14 protein-coding genes are annotated in these 14,083 nt (G+C 68.1%); 4 read left to right on the top strand and 10 right to left on the bottom strand.

Annotated features, from left to right (window positions below; all coding sequences use genetic code 11):
- Nucleotides 1-54: 54 nt before the first annotated feature.
- Nucleotides 55-519: a hypothetical protein gene (locus DRW48_RS15995; protein ID WP_162784754.1), complete on the top strand. Its 465-nt coding sequence runs from the start codon at nucleotides 55-57 to the stop codon at nucleotides 517-519.
- A gap of 31 nt (nucleotides 520-550) precedes the next feature.
- Here DRW48_RS15995 and DRW48_RS12060 read toward each other — a convergent pair whose 3' ends face one another.
- The 4 genes from DRW48_RS12060 to DRW48_RS12045 all read right to left on the bottom strand — a co-directional run bounded on the left by DRW48_RS12060 (nucleotide 551) and on the right by DRW48_RS12045 (nucleotide 3,629).
- The gene (locus tag DRW48_RS12060) at nucleotides 551-1,210 is read right to left on the bottom strand and encodes an ABC transporter ATP-binding protein (RefSeq protein WP_114076648.1); all 660 of its coding nucleotides are present in this window, start codon (nucleotides 1,208-1,210) and stop codon (nucleotides 551-553) included.
- Nucleotides 1,203-2,492 carry a lipoprotein-releasing ABC transporter permease subunit gene (locus tag DRW48_RS12055; protein ID WP_114076647.1) on the bottom strand — a complete coding sequence of 430 codons (1,290 nt, stop codon included), beginning with the start codon at nucleotides 2,490-2,492 and terminating at the stop codon, nucleotides 1,203-1,205. Before DRW48_RS12055 ends, DRW48_RS12060 begins: the two co-directional genes overlap by 8 nt.
- An 85-nt stretch (nucleotides 2,493-2,577) precedes the next feature.
- Nucleotides 2,578-3,384 (bottom strand): alpha/beta fold hydrolase, encoded by an 807-nt coding sequence (locus DRW48_RS12050; protein WP_114076646.1) that lies wholly within the window; start codon nucleotides 3,382-3,384, stop codon nucleotides 2,578-2,580.
- Nucleotides 3,385-3,386: 2 nt separating this feature from the next.
- Entirely contained in the window at nucleotides 3,387-3,629 is a 243-nt protein-coding gene (locus DRW48_RS12045; RefSeq protein ID WP_114076645.1) for a zinc-finger domain-containing protein, read from the bottom strand.
- A gap of 49 nt (nucleotides 3,630-3,678) precedes the next feature.
- On the opposite strand from DRW48_RS12045, the gene DRW48_RS12040 reads away from it, so the two are divergent.
- Nucleotides 3,679-4,665: an ABC transporter ATP-binding protein gene (locus DRW48_RS12040; RefSeq protein ID WP_114076644.1), complete on the top strand. Its 987-nt coding sequence runs from the start codon at nucleotides 3,679-3,681 to the stop codon at nucleotides 4,663-4,665.
- A 133-nt stretch (nucleotides 4,666-4,798) separates the two neighbouring features.
- Nucleotides 4,799-6,031: an MFS transporter gene (locus DRW48_RS12035; RefSeq protein ID WP_338418418.1), complete on the top strand. Its 1,233-nt coding sequence runs from the start codon at nucleotides 4,799-4,801 to the stop codon at nucleotides 6,029-6,031.
- Between the two features lie 3 nt (nucleotides 6,032-6,034).
- Here the strand turns inward: DRW48_RS12035 and DRW48_RS12030 are convergent, their stop codons facing one another.
- The 3 genes from DRW48_RS12030 to DRW48_RS12020 form a co-directional block, all read right to left on the bottom strand.
- Entirely contained in the window at nucleotides 6,035-7,657 is a 1,623-nt protein-coding gene (locus DRW48_RS12030; protein WP_114076642.1) for a peptidoglycan -binding protein, read from the bottom strand.
- Nucleotide 7,658: 1 nt separating this feature from the next.
- Nucleotides 7,659-9,203, bottom strand: a complete 1,545-nt coding sequence (locus tag DRW48_RS12025) for a hypothetical protein (RefSeq protein WP_241963255.1) — start codon at nucleotides 9,201-9,203, stop codon at nucleotides 7,659-7,661.
- A gap of 103 nt (nucleotides 9,204-9,306) precedes the next feature.
- Entirely contained in the window at nucleotides 9,307-9,852 is a 546-nt protein-coding gene (locus DRW48_RS12020) for a gamma-glutamylcyclotransferase (RefSeq protein ID WP_114076641.1), read from the bottom strand.
- A gap of 90 nt (nucleotides 9,853-9,942) precedes the next feature.
- Between DRW48_RS12020 and DRW48_RS12015 the strand changes: the two genes are divergently transcribed.
- Nucleotides 9,943-11,118 carry a DUF2125 domain-containing protein gene (locus DRW48_RS12015; RefSeq protein WP_162784753.1) on the top strand — a complete coding sequence of 392 codons (1,176 nt, stop codon included), beginning with the start codon at nucleotides 9,943-9,945 and terminating at the stop codon, nucleotides 11,116-11,118.
- A gap of 6 nt (nucleotides 11,119-11,124) precedes the next feature.
- Here DRW48_RS12015 and DRW48_RS12010 read toward each other — a convergent pair whose 3' ends face one another.
- The 3 genes from DRW48_RS12010 to rpsD all read right to left on the bottom strand — a co-directional run bounded on the left by DRW48_RS12010 (nucleotide 11,125) and on the right by rpsD (nucleotide 13,890).
- Nucleotides 11,125-12,054, bottom strand: a complete 930-nt coding sequence (locus DRW48_RS12010) for a prephenate/arogenate dehydrogenase family protein (protein ID WP_114076639.1) — start codon at nucleotides 12,052-12,054, stop codon at nucleotides 11,125-11,127.
- Nucleotides 12,051-13,136, bottom strand: a complete 1,086-nt coding sequence (gene hisC, locus DRW48_RS12005) for a histidinol-phosphate transaminase (protein WP_114077536.1) — start codon at nucleotides 13,134-13,136, stop codon at nucleotides 12,051-12,053. The genes DRW48_RS12010 and hisC overlap by 4 nt, the downstream gene beginning before the upstream one ends.
- A 133-nt stretch (nucleotides 13,137-13,269) precedes the next feature.
- The gene (gene rpsD, locus DRW48_RS12000) at nucleotides 13,270-13,890 is read right to left on the bottom strand and encodes a 30S ribosomal protein S4 (protein WP_114076638.1); all 621 of its coding nucleotides are present in this window, start codon (nucleotides 13,888-13,890) and stop codon (nucleotides 13,270-13,272) included.
- Nucleotides 13,891-14,083: the final 193 nt, after the last annotated feature.

The raw sequence follows: 14,083 nt of genomic DNA, 5'->3' as shown, positions 1-14,083 counted from the left end.
ATAGTTATGGTGAAGAAGATTGGTGGTTAGCACTATTGGAAGAAATCCCCGAATATGCCTTATCTCATCCCTGGAATCGGCCACCTTAATCTCGTGAAAATTTCCTATAATTATTTGAATGAAAATAATATCCCGCGCGAAGATTCAAGTTGGATAGCGCTACATTTCTCGCCGGGACTAGCTCTCGAGGTGTCATTGAAAGCGTGTCTATCGCAACTGGGATTCTCTACCGACCAGCTGAAGACAGGGAAGTTCGGCCATCGCTTGGATGCACTGACCAATGCCGTAGAGGAATCCCTCGATGGAAATCCACAAGCCTTCAACAAATTCTTAATTCTTCGTCCCGTACTCGGGGAATTGATAGATTGTATTGGCGCGGACTATTTAAACATGAATTACAGATACCTGGAGGGCGACGAGGTATTTTCTATTCGCCCTGGAGATTCTTTTCTGAACGCAATAAGTTTGGTGGAGTCAGTCTGCAATATAACGGAATTCTTGCAGTCACAGAAGACTTAGTTAGATTGTCACTAAGCGTGATTCTTCCCCCTCACCCCAACCGCACCACGCGGTCCATCCGCCCGGCCAACTCCATATTATGCGTCGCGATTAGCGCCGATAGCCCGGTTTCCCGAACCACATTCATCAGCAGGTCGAATACCTGATCGGCGGTGCCGGGATCGAGGTTGCCAGTAGGCTCGTCCGCCAGCATCAGCGCCGGGGCATTGGCGAGGGCGCGGCAGAAGGCGACGCGCTGCTGCTCGCCGCCGGACATGGCGGCGGGACGATGCGCCTCGCGTTCGGTCAGGCCGACGCGCGCCAGCAGGCTGCGCGCGCGGGTCCGGGCAGCGCCAGCGGGCGTGCCATTCGCCAGTTGCGGCAGGACCACGTTTTCCAGCGCCGAGAACTCTGGCAGGAGGTGGTGGAACTGATAGACAAAGCCCAGTTCGCGCCGGCGCGCCTGAGTGCGCAGGCGGTCCGACGCCCCGGTCAGATCGCGGCCCTGCAGGACGACCTGTCCCTCGTCCGGCGTGTCCAGCAGCCCGGCGATGTGCAACAGGGTCGATTTGCCTGCGCCCGACGGCGCGACTAGGGCCACGACCTCGCCCCGGCCGATGGAGAGATCGAGATCGGACAGCACCGGGACGGCGGCCGGTGTGCCGGGATTGTAGGTCTTGCCTATCCCCTGAAGGCGCAACACGTCATTCATAGCGCAGGGCCTCCACCGGGTTCATGCGAGCGGCCCGGCGGGCCGGGAACCAGGTAACGACCAGGCTCAGCACCAACGACAGGCTGACCGCCTTGAGCAGGTCGATCCCGCGCAGCTTTGCGGGAAGCTCATAAATCCCCCGGATCGCGGGGTCCCATGCCCCGCCCCCCGTCAGCCAGTTCACTGCCGCCATAATGCTGCTGATGTTCAGTGACAGCGCCACACCCAGCACCACGCCGATCAGCGTTCCGATGATTCCGGTGAAGGCACCGCACAGAAAGAACACCCGCAGGATCGAGCCCTGGGTCAGCCCCATGGTGCGCAGGATGCCGATGTCACGGCCCTTGTTCTTGACCAGCATGATCAGCCCCGAGGTGATGTTCATCGAGGCGATCAGCACCAGGATCGACAGGATCACGAACATAACGTCATCCTCGATATCGAGCGCCTTGAGAAACTGGCCCGAGCTGTCGCGCCAGGTCCAGACCTGCGCCCCCTCGCCGCCCGCGGCCAGCAGCGCCGGCGTCAGGCGGTCGACCCGCTCGGGGTCGGTGGTCATGATCTGGATCTCGTCGGCGGCGTCCTCGCGGTTAAAGAAGGACTGCGCTTCGGCCAGCGGCATGTAGACGCGGGTCTGGTCGATGTCATAGCGCCCAGCGGTGAAGATATAGGCCACCTTGTAGGCGTTGACACGCGGCGTCGTGCCAAAGGCGGTCTGCGCGCCATCGGGCGAGATCAGGCGCACGCTGCTGCCGACGCCGACACCAAGCTCGCGCGCGATGCCGCTGCCGATGGCGATGCCGCTGTCGAAATCATCTATGTTGCCGATCCCGGTCTCGGCGTCCGCGACGCGCGGGATCGCCTTCAGATCGGCCAGCGTCAGGCCATAGACCTGCCCGATGTTTGAGCGATCTCCGGCCTGGACCAGCACTTGCCCTTTGACCACCGCGGTCGCGCGCGTGACCCCGGGCAAGGCTGCAACGGCCTGCGTCAGGGCGTCGTAATCACTGATGATCCCCGGCACTGCCGTCTCGTCGTCGATCTGGCGCGGCGCCATGTAAAGGGTCGTGTGCGGGTTGGCGCCGAGGATCGTGTCCACGAACTCGGCCCGAAAGCCCGAGCGCACCGCCATGGTCGCGATCAGTGCCATGACGCCAAGGGCGATGCCGATCAGGCTGATCCAGGTCATGACGCTGACCCCGCCCTCGGCCCGGCGCGCGCGCAGATAGCGCCAGGCGATCATGAACTCGAACGGGGCAAAGGGTCGGCTGCTGCGCTGCATCAGGGGCCTTGGGGGTCGCGGTCAATGGCGCGGACCCTGCGGCGGGGGGCCGGGAATGTCCAGCAACGGGTGCGCGAGGCAGCCGTCAGTGACGCAGGAATTCCAGCGCCGCGCCGACGATCGCTTCGGGCGCATCCTCTTGCATCAGATGCCCGGCGCCTGCGACCTCGGTCAGCGGGCAATCCGGCAGCATCGCCGCCAGACGGCGGCCATCGGCAAGGGGGATCCAGTCATCCCGGACGCCCCAGAGCAGCCGCACCGGACAGCGGACGGTGCCCAGGAGCGGCTCGATCTCATCGGTGTGAACCGGGTCCATCTGCGCGATCTGGCGATAGAAGGCCTCCTGACCCTTGGCGCCGGTCCAGGGATCGAGGTAGGGCGTGAGGCCCGTGTCCGTCAGGCCGCGATGCGAGGCGCCGCGAAGGTAGGCGGCAAGAATTGCCGCGTGGATATAGGGCGGCAGGCCGGCAAAGGCGGCCTCGTGCCGGCGCACATGGGCAACAAAGGGGCTGCCCCAGGGACGGATCGCCACCGGGTCAATCAACAGCAGGCGCGCGTAGTCTCGCCCGTCCCGCAGATGCGCGCGCAGCGCGGTCGCGCCGCCGAAGTCATGCGCGATCACGGATGGCCGGTTGAGGCCAAAGTGATCCATCACCGCGCCCAGAACGCCGTTCTGCACGCCCAGCGAGACATCGGCGTCCGGCATGTCGGACTGCCCATAGCCCAGCAGATCGAAGCTGTGGACGGTGAAATGCGGCGCAAGATGCGGCGTGATGCGATGCCAGACATGCGCTGAAAACGGCGTGCCATGCACAAGCAGCAGGCCGGGCCCCTGACCCATGCTCCATGCGGCAATGCGGTGCGGGCCGAACCTGACGGTCGAGGCCCGCATGCTCAGTGGTCCGCGCCTGCGGCCGGATCGATCACGAACCGCTTGTCGCAATAGCCGCAATCGACGAACCCGGTCTGGGGCGAGATCGCCAGCCAGACACGCGGATGTCCCATCTCCAGCGCCTCGCTGCCGTCGCAGGCGACTTTCCACTGGCTGACCACCTCGGTTCGGGGGGCCGGAATGACGGCATCGCCGGGCTGCTGGTTGGTGGACAGCGGAATGTTCGAGGCGCGGATGATGTCCATGTTCTCTCTCGGTCTTGCCCCGGCGCAGCGGTGCGGCTTTAACGCTGGCATGATAGACGATCCGCGCCTCGCAGCAAGCCAGCCCCGCAACCTGACGTCGGGCCAGACGGCCCCGCCCGCCACCCCGGCAATCGAAATCACCGGCCTGCGCAAGACCTATGCGCCGGCCGGCCGCGGTGCCCCGCGCGAGGCATTGCGCGGGATTGATCTGACCATTCCGGCGGGCTCGATCTTCGGACTTCTGGGGCCGAATGGCGCGGGCAAGTCGACCACGATCAACATCCTCGCCGGGCTTGTCCGCAAGACCGAGGGGCGCGTCACGATCTGGGGATTCGACCAGGACGTGAACCCCCGCCAGTCCCGCGCGGCCATCGGTGTCATGCCGCAAGAACTGAACATCGACCCCTTCCTGTCGCCCCGCGTCAGCCTGGAGATGCAGGCCGGGCTTTACGGCGTGCCCCCGCGCGAGCGCTGGACGGACGAGCTGCTGGCCCTTGTCGGCCTCAGCGATCAGGCTGAAGCCTATAGCCGCAACCTGTCAGGCGGGATGAAGCGGCGGTTGCTGCTGGCCAAGGCACTCGTCCACCGTCCGCAGGTGCTGGTGCTGGACGAGCCGACTGCCGGCGTCGACATCGGCCTGCGCGAAATGCTGTGGACCAATGTCCGGCGCCTGAACGCGCAAGGGATGACCATTATCCTGACGACCCATTACCTCGAGGAGGCGCAGTCGATGTGCGACGAGATCGCGATCATCGACCGCGGCCAGCTCGTGACCCGCGCCAGCACCAGCGACCTGCTGGCGGCCGCCGACCGCAAGGTGTTGGTGATCGACAGCGGCGGCGCGAGTGCCCCGCCCATGCCTGAGGGCGTGGCGGTCAGTGTGCGCGACCGGGGTCGCCTCGCCTTTACCTATGCGCCGTCGCAGGTCTCCGCCGACGCGATCCTCGAGGCGCTGCGCCTCGGCGGGGTGCGCGTGCGCGATCTGTCGACCGAAGAGGCGGATCTGGAGGACGTGTTCCGAAGCTTCGTCGGCTGACCGCGCCAGCGGTTCGCAAATTCAGAACCTGGGCTTCGCCGGACCGGAAAAATGTCTGCGCCTGGAATGGCGGTTCGCGCCTTGCCAAGCCCGGCGCGCGGGCCTACCGACCGGCGGTCCAGCGAGGTGTCCGATGTCCATGCCCTCACCCTCTATCCTGTCCCGGCCGCGCCGCGCCCTCTCGATGCCCGAGTTCGTGGCGGTGCTGGCGTTCACCTTTGCGGTTGTCGCCTTTTCCATCGACGCGATGCTGCCGGCGCTGCCACAGATCGCCGCCGAGATGGTGCCGGGCGATGTGAACCGCGCGCAGCTGGTGTTGACGGCGTTCATGATCGGCCTCGGCGGGGGCACGCTCTTTACCGGGCCGATTTCCGACGCCATCGGGCGCAAGCCGACGATCATCGGCGGCTTCGTAATCTACCTGATCGGCGCCGTCGCCGCCATGCTTGCCAACTCGATCGAGGCACTGCTGATCGCGCGGGTCATCCAGGGCATCGGCGCCTCGGGCCCGCGGATCGCCGTGCTCGCCCTGGTGCGGGATCTGCTGCAAGGGCGCGAAATGGCGCGCGTGATGTCGCTGGTCAACATGCTCTTCATCCTCGTGCCGGCCATCGCCCCCTCGATCGGGCAGGCGATCATCGCCATCGCGGGCTGGCGCGGCGTGTTCGGCGCCTTCATCGTCTTTGCCCTCCTCGCCAGCAGCTGGATCGGCCTGCGCCAACCCGAGACACTGCCGGCCGAGCGGCGGCGGCCGCTGCACCTGCGCACCCTCGCAGCCGCGGTGCGCGAGGCGCTGTCGGACCGCGACGTCGTGATCTGCACCGCGACCATCGCACTCGGCTTTGGCCAGATGTTTGCGCTGCTGTCCTCGGCCCAGCAACTGTTCGGCGAGGCTTATGCCCGCGGCGATCAGTTCCCGCTGTGGTTTGCCGCGATGGCGCTCCTGTCAGCCTGCGGGACGATCCTCAACGCGCGGCTGGTAGTGCGGCTGGGCATGCGGCGCATCGCCTCGACCGCCTATGCCGCGCAGGCGATCTTTGCCTGCATCATGCTGATCCTTGTCACCACCGGCGCGATCCCCGAGCCGTGGCGCTTTGCCGCCTTCTTTGTATGGGCGGTGAGCCTCTTCACAATGGCCGGGGTCACCTTCGGCAACCTGAACGCCATCGCGCTGCACCGAATGGGCCATATCGCCGGCATGGTCGCTTCGCTGGTCGCGGCGCTGTCGACCGTGGGCGCGATGCTGATCGCGGCGCCCGTCGGGCAGCTCTACAACGGAACGCCGGTGCCGGTGATCGCGGCCGCAGCCGTCTGTTCGGCGGTTGCGTGGCTGCTCATGCGACGACTGACGCCCGGCTCGACCTGAAGGCTAGCGTTCGGTCAGCTTCAGCTCGATGCGGCGATTGGCGGCGCGCGCCTCGGGCGTGTCGCCGGGCTCGGCCGGACGGAACTCGCCAAAGCCCGCGGCGGCGAGGCGGTCCGGCGGAAAGCCCAGATCGTCCACCATGTAGCGCACCACGGCGAGGGCCCGTGCCTGGCTCAGCGCCCAGTTGTCGGCGAACTGCCCCTGGCCCGACAGGGGCGTGTTGTCGGTGTGGCCATCGACGCGCAGGATCCAGTCGACCTCGGGCGGGATCTCGGCCGCAATCTCCTTCAACTGGGCTGTGACCTGGGCGATCTGCGCCCTGCCCTCGGCTGACAGGGTCGCCTCGGCCGCGGGGAACACCACGTCCGAGGAAAAGACGAAGCGGTCGCCCACGACCTTGACGCCTTGCCGCCCGGCCAGAATGGCGCTGAGGCGACCAAAGAACTCCGACCGGTAGCGCGTCAGATCCTGGGCCTTGGCCTCGGCGGTTGCGGCGCGCTCGGCAGCCAGCTTGGCCTCGGCATCCGCCTTGGCGGCGCGCTCGGCCTGCAGGGCAGCCTTGGCCTTTTCGCCCTCGGCCGCGTTCAGCAGCGCGGCGTTCAGCTGACGGCCGAGGTCGGCGACCTTCAGTTCGGCAGCGGCCTGTGCCTCGCCGCCCGATTGCAACACCCCCTGCAGTTGCGCCAGCTGCCGGTTCAGCGCCGCGACCTGCGCGTTCAGGGCGGCAACCTTGCGCGCGCCCTCGGCCGACAGCGCTTCCTGACCCGCCAGCTTGTCATTGGCGATCTTCAGCAGCGCCGCCTGACGCTGGGCCTCGCTGAGGCCCTCGGCGCGCGCATCCTCCTTGGCGGCGTCGGCCGCGGCCAGCAGCGTTAGGGTGTCCTCGGCCCGCTTGCGACTTTCCTCTAGGGCGAGGCTCATGGCCGACATCTCGGCCTGCGACTGGCCCAGCTTGGCACGCAGCGCTTCGGCGGCGGCGGCATCGGTCAGGCGCGCGGCCTCGGCCTCGCTCAGTTTCGTGCGGGCCTCGTCGAGGGCCGTGGTGCTGGCGTTCCCCTTGGCGCGCAGGTCGGCGATGAGCGCCTCCAGCGCCTCGGCGCGGGCAGCGTCCAGCCGGGCGGCGGCGGTCTTGTCGTCGATCTCGGCGCGCGCGCTCGCAACCGCGAGCTCGGCGGCCGAGGCCCTGCCTTCGGCGGCCGTGCTGCGGGCGGTCAGCTGCTGCTCGCGCGCCTCGGCCGCCGCCTTGTCGGCGGCACGGGCGGCGATCAGCGTCGCGATCTGTGCCTCGGCATCGGTCACGCGGGCGCGCGCGCCGGCCAGGTCCTCGCTGCGCAGCGCCAGGTCGCGCGACAGCGCCAGGGCCTCGCCCGCGGCCTGCGCGCGCGCCGCCTCTGCCGCGTCACGCTCGCCCTGCGCGGTACCGAGCGCCTGCCCCAGCTGGGCCACCTGATCGCCCAACTCGCCGAGGCGACGGTCCTGCGTGCTCAGCTGATCGCGCATCACCCCCTGGACCACCATCACGATGGTCAGCACGAACATGATGACCAGCACGAGGCCGGTCATCGCATCGACGAATCCGGGCCAGATGTTGGTCTCGAACCGCCCGCCGCGCCGCCCGAGTGCCATCTCAGGCCCCGTGATCGCTGGGCGGCAGCGGCTCGCCCAAGGCGCGCACGGTGCGGGTCAGGACGGCCAGGTCGGCGCGCAGGTCGACCAACATATCGGCCATGTTGGCCGACTGCTCCTCGGCCATGCGCTGCAGCGCACTGTCGATCGAGCGCAGGTGCAGCCGCGCCTCGGGGTTGTCTTCGCTGCGGGCGCGGCTTTCGGCCGCCGCCTCGGTCAGCAGGATCAGCCGCTCCTGTCCATCCGCAAGGCGGTGCAGCGCGCCCTCGACCGCGCGCAGGCCGACGCGGGCGGCGGGATCCCCCTCGGGCCGCTGCCCGGCGGCGGTGGTCGCCGCGAGCAACCGTTCCTGCCCGTCGGCGATCCGGCCGAGGGTGTGAGCCAGATGCGCAGCCCGCTCGATCGCGGTCTCGCCATCCGACAGCACATGCTCGGCTAGCCGCTCGACGCTGCGCGCCATGCCGCGTGCGCGCTCGTCGGCGGCGATCTGGTCCTGCTCGTGCAGCGCGTCCCGCTGGGCGTAGAATTCGCTTAATGCAACGGTCTGCTGGGCGAGTTGGTCGAGGAAATGGGCCATCGCTGCGTGGTCCAGCGATGCGCCGTCGTCGTCCGGGCCGGCGAGGCCGACGCGGGTAAAGCCAGTCATCCACTCTTCCAGTTCGCGGTAAAAGCGGTTCTGGCCGTGGCCTGCGAACAGGTCCAGCAGTCCCACGACCAGCGATCCGGCAAGCCCCAGGAGCGAGGACGAAAAGGCGGTCGCCATGCCGCCGAGCTGGCTTTCGAGGCCCGTCATCAGCTCGCCGAACATCTGCACGCCGGTCTCGCCCTCACGCGGCGCAAGCGCGCGGATCGTCTCGACGACGCCGGGGATGGTCGTGGCGAGGCCGTAGAAGGTGCCAAGCAGCCCAAGGAAGATCAGCAGCTGCGAGAGATAGCGGGTGACGTCCCGCGCCTCATTGATGCGGGCGGCGACGCTCTCCTGGATCGAGCGCGCGGCGGTGGTCGAGATCAGCCCGGCGGTCGGACCGGTGCTGCCGAGCAGGGTTGCGAGCGGCGCCAGCAGCGAGGGCGGGGCATCGCCATCCCCCTCGGTCCGCGGGGCCACGCGGTTTTTCAGCGCGGTGACGCGCCGGCTAGCGAAACGCTCGATCCAACTGACCGAGGCGACCAGTTGCACGACCTGCCAGAAACAGGTCAGCACGCCCAGCGCGAACACCGCCGCGATGGTGCCGTTCAGCCAGGGGTTGGATTCGAAGATCGGCCAGATGCGCCGGTAGGCAAGCGTTCCCCCGACGCCCACCAGTCCCAGGACGATCAGCATCAGCAGGATCTGCCGCACCGGCTGCGAAAAATGGGCCGCGCTCGCGGCGTCGGCCCGGCGCAGGGCCGACAGCCCGCGCCGGCGACCGCCGCCGGGACGGGCGCTGTGGGGGCGCCCCTCGGGACCGGGCTGGGGCGCTGCGGGCCGTTCGCGGCCCCGCTCGGGCCACTGCGCGGGGTCGGTGCTCTCGGTCGGCTGGGACGGGTCGATCGGCGTATCGCTCACGCGCGGGCCTCGCGTTGGGACGGCTGGACGGAAAGGCAGGCTCGGTGCGCCCGACTGTAGGCGGGCGGCAGGATTCTGCCAAGCGCGGGAGGTGCAGGGTTTTTCAACCCGCGCGCTGCAACGACCGGACCCGTTCGGACAGCGCCGAGAATTCGGGATCGTTCAGCCCCAGCAGGGCCAGATGCTCGACAAAACTGGCAAGGTACGCGGCATTCGGTCCACGCCCGCCGCTGGCGAGCGCGATGATCGCCGCCTGGCGGTCCAGATCGAGGCCGCCGGCGTATTGCGGATGCTCGGGTCGCACGACGTAGGTCAGCGCATCCACGTGCCGCCCGTCGGTCAGATCGAGGTTGACGGCAGCCTCGCGATAGGCACTCGTCACCAGTTCGCGCGCGCGGATGGTCGCGATCGCATCGGGCCAGTCTGGCGCGGCAATCCGCAGCGCCAGCCCGCGACATTCCGCCCCAGGCGCGGCGTCGAGACCGAGAACGAGGCCGGGGCAGTCCGGCCGGCCGCGATGCTCGATCGAGCGCAGGCAAAAGCTGCGGTGCCAGCCCGGCAAGCGCGCCGGCAGCGCCTCGGCCACCGGCACCCCGGGGTCCCACATCAGCGAGCCATAGGCAAAAATCCAGCCGCCGTCGTTCGTCATCGCAATCGCGCGTCCTTCCGCTTTGGCACAGCTTAGGCCAGTGTGCGCGCGCGGGGAAAGCCTCGCCTTGAGATGTTTTCGGAGGCGGCGATGCGCTCTCTACTTGTGTTGCTGGTGATGCTGGGGGCGCTGCTCGCCGGTGGCTGGATCGGCGGCGAGACGTTGCTGGCGCGCGGCGTGCGCAACGCCATCGCCTCGGACCAGCGCCTGACAGCCGGCCGCATCCATGAGTTGCGCGAGCCCGACCGGATCGGCGTGCGCGTGGCCGAGCCGAAGTTCGACGATCCTGCCGCCGACCTGAAAACCGCGGGGGACTGGGTGGACATCTGGGTCGCACCCACTGCGCCGAACGAGCTGCACCTGTCGGCCGCCCCCGGCACCAGCCTGACGGCGCAGGGCCAGAGCATCGCCCTTGGCGCCGGCGGCCTGGAGGCCGAGATGCGCTTTTCGCCCACCCACAACCTTGCCGTCAGCGATGCGGCCCTGCACAGCGACGGCGCTACCCTAGCGGGCGCTCCGCTGATCGGGCCAATCGCGCTGAATGCTGAACTCGCAGGTTTTGGCGCCGATTCGCCGCCCGGCACCGGCGCTGCCTATGATGTGCGAGGCAGCATCTCGGACCTCTCGCTGGGTCCGGTGACCGCTGGCAGGCTTCCTGACGCGGCAACCGTCAAGGGCACGGGCCGGGTCTGGCTCAGCGGCGTTCCGATGACCGCCGGCGCGGTGGCCGAAGGCCGACGGCGCGAAAGCCAGCCGCATCTCGTCGGCCTGCGCGGCGATGGGATCGACTTGACCCTGGGCGATCTGTCGGCGCGGCTCTATGCGCGGCTGGTCGCGGACGAGGCCGGCCTCGCCAAGGGCGAAATCGTAATCGACACCGCCGATTCCGAACGGTTTGTCGCGCGTGCCGTCGATCTGGGGCTGATCCCCCGCAACGCCGCGCTGCTGGCGAATGCGGCCCTGAAATCGTTGGGGACGCCCGCCCCCGCTGCAGCCCCTGTTGCGGCCCCTGCCCCTTCAGGTGCTGTTGTAGATGCGCCCCGCGCCGGCGTTTCCGAAATCGAGCGCGCGGCCAACAGCCAGCAACGGCTAATCCCTGATGCCGGCTGGCCCGCGCCGCGGAACGGTGAGACGCGGATCACGATTGCGGCGCGTGACGGCAAGCTGTGGCTGGGACCGTTGCCGCTGGGCCCCGCCCCACGGCTGTCGGCCCCCACGGCGACCAAGGCTGCCCCGACAGCGCCCGGAGCAAAGCCGGCGGGCTGAGCCGCGTTACCCGTCCTGCTTGGCGGCCCGGCCAAAATCGGGCGCGGCGGTGTCCTGCCCGGCCTCGATGATACCGCGCCTGATAGCGCGGGTGCGGGTGAAATAGTCGTGCAGATGCTTGCCATCGCCCATGCGGATGGCACGCTGCAACACAAACAACTCCTCGGTGAAGCGGCCGAGAATATCCAGCGTCGCCTCGCGGTTGGTCAGGAACACATCGCGCCACATGGTGGGATCGCTGGCCGCGATGCGGGTAAAGTCGCGAAATCCGGCGGCGGAATACTGGATCACTTCGCTTTCCGTCACCCGGCTGAGATGATCGGCGACGCCGACCATCGTGTAGGCGATCAGGTGCGGGGCGTGGCTGGTCACCGCGAGGACGAGGTCATGGTGCCCGGCCTCCATCTGGTCGGTCTTGGCGCCCATGCCAGCGATGAGCGCCTGCAAGCGCTCGATGGCAGCGGGGTCGACCCCCTCCTCGGGCGTTAGCAGCCACCAGCGGTTCTGGAACAGGCTGGCAAAGCCGGCACGTGGGCCGCTGTGTTCGGTGCCGGCAAGCGGGTGGCCGGGGACGAAGTGAACGTGCGTCGGGACATGCGGTCCGACCGCGTCGATCACCGCCTGCTTGACCGAGCCGACATCGGTCAACACCGCGTCGGGCGCAAGGTGCGGGGCGATTTCGGCCGCAAGCTCGCCCATCGCGCCGATAGGTACCGCCAGGACGACCAGATCGGCGCCGGCGACTGCCTCGGCGGCGCTGTCCATCACGGCGTCGCAAAAGCCGATCTCTCGCGTCTGGTTCCGGGTCGCCTCGGACCGGGCATAGCCGGTGATGCGGACTTCGGGCCAGCGGGCGCGGATGGCATGGGCCATGGACGAGGCAATTAGCCCAAGGCCGATCAATGCCACATGGCGAAATGGGGCCTCGCCGCTCATCCGCGGCGTCCCGCCATGAAGCGCGCGACGGCCTCGCCGAGGGCGCGGCATTCGGCTTCGCTGCCGATGGTCATGCGCAGGCAATGCGGCAGGCCGTAGCCGGCCACCTGACGCACGATCAGCCCCTCGGCCTGCAAGGCGGCGTCGCATGCCTCAGCCGTGGCCCGGTCGGCGAACCGCGCGAGGATGAAGTTGGCGCAACTGCTGTCCGACGGCACGCCGACCGCGGCCAGAGCCTCGGCGAGGCTGGCGCGAAGGCGCGCGGTCTCGTCCCGGCAGCGCGCAACCCAGTCGCGGTCGCGGACCGCGGCCTCGGCCGCCGCGAGACCCAGGCTGCTGACGTTGAACGGACCGCGCAACCGGTTCAGCACGTCGATGATGTCGCGCGGTCCGTAGGCCCAGCCCACGCGCAAGCCGCCGAGGCCGTAGATCTTGGAAAAGGTGCGGGTCATGACGACGTTCGGCAGCCGCCCGGCCAGTTCCGCGCCGCCGTCGTAGCCCTCGACATATTCGCTGTAGGCGGCATCGATCACCAAAATCGCCTGCGGCACGGCCCGGGCCAGACGCTCGAGTTGCGGCAGGCCGATCATCGTGCCGGTCGGATTGTTGGGATTGGCAATAAAGATCAGTCGCGTGGCGGGCGTCGCCGCGGCGATCAGCGCGTCGATGTCCGTCACGCGGTCATGTTCGGGCACGCAGACGGGCTTTGCCCCGGCCGCCTGGGCGGCGATGCGATACATCAAAAATCCATGCTCGGTGAAGAGCACCTCGGTGCCCGGCCCGGCGTAAGCCTGGGTCAGGAAGCTGATGATCTCGTCGCTGCCGGCGCCGCAGATGATGCGGTCGGGATCAAGGCCGTGAACCTCGCCCACCGCGCGGCGAAGGTCGGCATGGTCTGACGAGGGATAGCGGTTCACCTCGCCCGCCGCGCGCAGGATCGCCTCGACCGCCGCGGGGGGCGGCCCGAGGGGGTTCTCGTTCGCCGACAGCTTGACCGCATTTGCGAGGCCGTGTCCTGCCCCCGCCTGATAAAGGGCGATGTCCATGATGCCGGGCTGCGGGGCGATGCTGGTTTCGATCATCATTGGCGCCTCATGTGTCGGGGCGCGGTGTAGCGGCGCACGCGGCGCTTGGAAAGCCGCGCGATGCGAGACAGGCGAAAAGCAAAAGGGCCGCGCCTTTCGGCGCGGCCCCATTCCTGCTAATCCGGTAAGATCAGTTCTTGGCGTAGAATTCGACGACCAGGTTCGGTTCCATCTGGACTGCGTACGGCACGTCGCCGAGGGCGGGCGTGCGCACGAAGGTCGCAGTCAGCTTGTTGCCGTCGACTTCCAGGTAGTCGGGAGTGTCCCGCTCGGACGAGCCCTGGGCTTCGATGACCAGGTTCATCTGGCGCGATTTCTCGCGCACGGCGACGACGTCGCCCTCCTTGACGCGGTAGCTGGCGATGTTCACGCGCTGACCGTTCACGGTGACATGGCCGTGGTTGACGAACTGGCGGGCGGCAAAGATCGTCGGCACGAACTTGGCGCGATACACGACCGCGTCGAGGCGACGCTCGAGCAGGCCGATCAGCATCTCGCCCGTGTCGCCGCGCAGGCGCTCGGCCTCGGTGTAGATGCGGCGGAACTGCTTTTCGGTCAGATCGCCGTAGTAGCCCTTGAGCTTCTGCTTGGCGCGCAGCTGGGTGCCGAAGTCCGACAGCTTGTTCTTGCGACGCTGGCCGTGCTGGCCGGGGCCATATTCGCGCTTGTTGATGGGCGATTTCGCCCGGCCCCAGATGTTCTCGCCCATCCGGCGGTCAATCTTGTACTTGGCAGCGGTGCGTTTGGTCACGCGCTGATCTCCTTCTTAGCGTTTCAGAAGGGCGTTGTCCTTTTCCCGCGAACGGGCGACAGGTTTCCCCTTGCGGGGTCCACCAACACCAATGAAGGGCGGGCTTATAAAGGGGTGCGCCGCGGTGTCAAGCGCCAGAGGTCGCGCGTTGGCGCGCCCTGGACCGCCCGCCTCCATTCCTCTTGTCGCGGCC

Source organism: Paracoccus suum (genome assembly GCF_003324675.1).
In the GTDB taxonomy this organism is placed as follows: Bacteria; Pseudomonadota; Alphaproteobacteria; order Rhodobacterales; family Rhodobacteraceae; genus Paracoccus; species Paracoccus suum.
The sequence above is the reverse complement of the archived record's forward strand: the minus strand, read 5'-3'. Positions and strand labels throughout refer to the sequence as shown.

Excerpts from the sequence above, each read along its gene's own strand:
- DRW48_RS12060 (WP_114076648.1), bottom strand. The coding sequence starts at position 1,210 with ATGAATGACGTGTTGCGCCTTCAGGGGATAGGCAAGACCTACAATCCC.
- DRW48_RS15995 (WP_162784754.1), top strand. The coding sequence starts at position 55 with ATGCCTTATCTCATCCCTGGAATCGGCCACCTTAATCTCGTGAAAATT.
- DRW48_RS12020 (WP_114076641.1), bottom strand. The coding sequence starts at position 9,852 with ATGACGAACGACGGCGGCTGGATTTTTGCCTATGGCTCGCTGATGTGG.
- DRW48_RS12045 (WP_114076645.1), bottom strand. The coding sequence starts at position 3,629 with ATGGACATCATCCGCGCCTCGAACATTCCGCTGTCCACCAACCAGCAG.
- DRW48_RS12055 (WP_114076647.1), bottom strand. The coding sequence starts at position 2,492 with ATGCAGCGCAGCAGCCGACCCTTTGCCCCGTTCGAGTTCATGATCGCC.
- DRW48_RS12040 (WP_114076644.1), top strand. The coding sequence starts at position 3,679 with ATGATAGACGATCCGCGCCTCGCAGCAAGCCAGCCCCGCAACCTGACG.
- DRW48_RS12015 (WP_162784753.1), top strand. The coding sequence starts at position 9,943 with ATGCGCTCTCTACTTGTGTTGCTGGTGATGCTGGGGGCGCTGCTCGCC.
- hisC (WP_114077536.1), bottom strand. The coding sequence starts at position 13,136 with ATGATCGAAACCAGCATCGCCCCGCAGCCCGGCATCATGGACATCGCC.
- DRW48_RS12010 (WP_114076639.1), bottom strand. The coding sequence starts at position 12,054 with ATGAGCGGCGAGGCCCCATTTCGCCATGTGGCATTGATCGGCCTTGGG.
- DRW48_RS12050 (WP_114076646.1), bottom strand. The coding sequence starts at position 3,384 with ATGCGGGCCTCGACCGTCAGGTTCGGCCCGCACCGCATTGCCGCATGG.
- DRW48_RS12030 (WP_114076642.1), bottom strand. The coding sequence starts at position 7,657 with ATGGCACTCGGGCGGCGCGGCGGGCGGTTCGAGACCAACATCTGGCCC.
- DRW48_RS12035 (WP_338418418.1), top strand. The coding sequence starts at position 4,799 with ATGTCCATGCCCTCACCCTCTATCCTGTCCCGGCCGCGCCGCGCCCTC.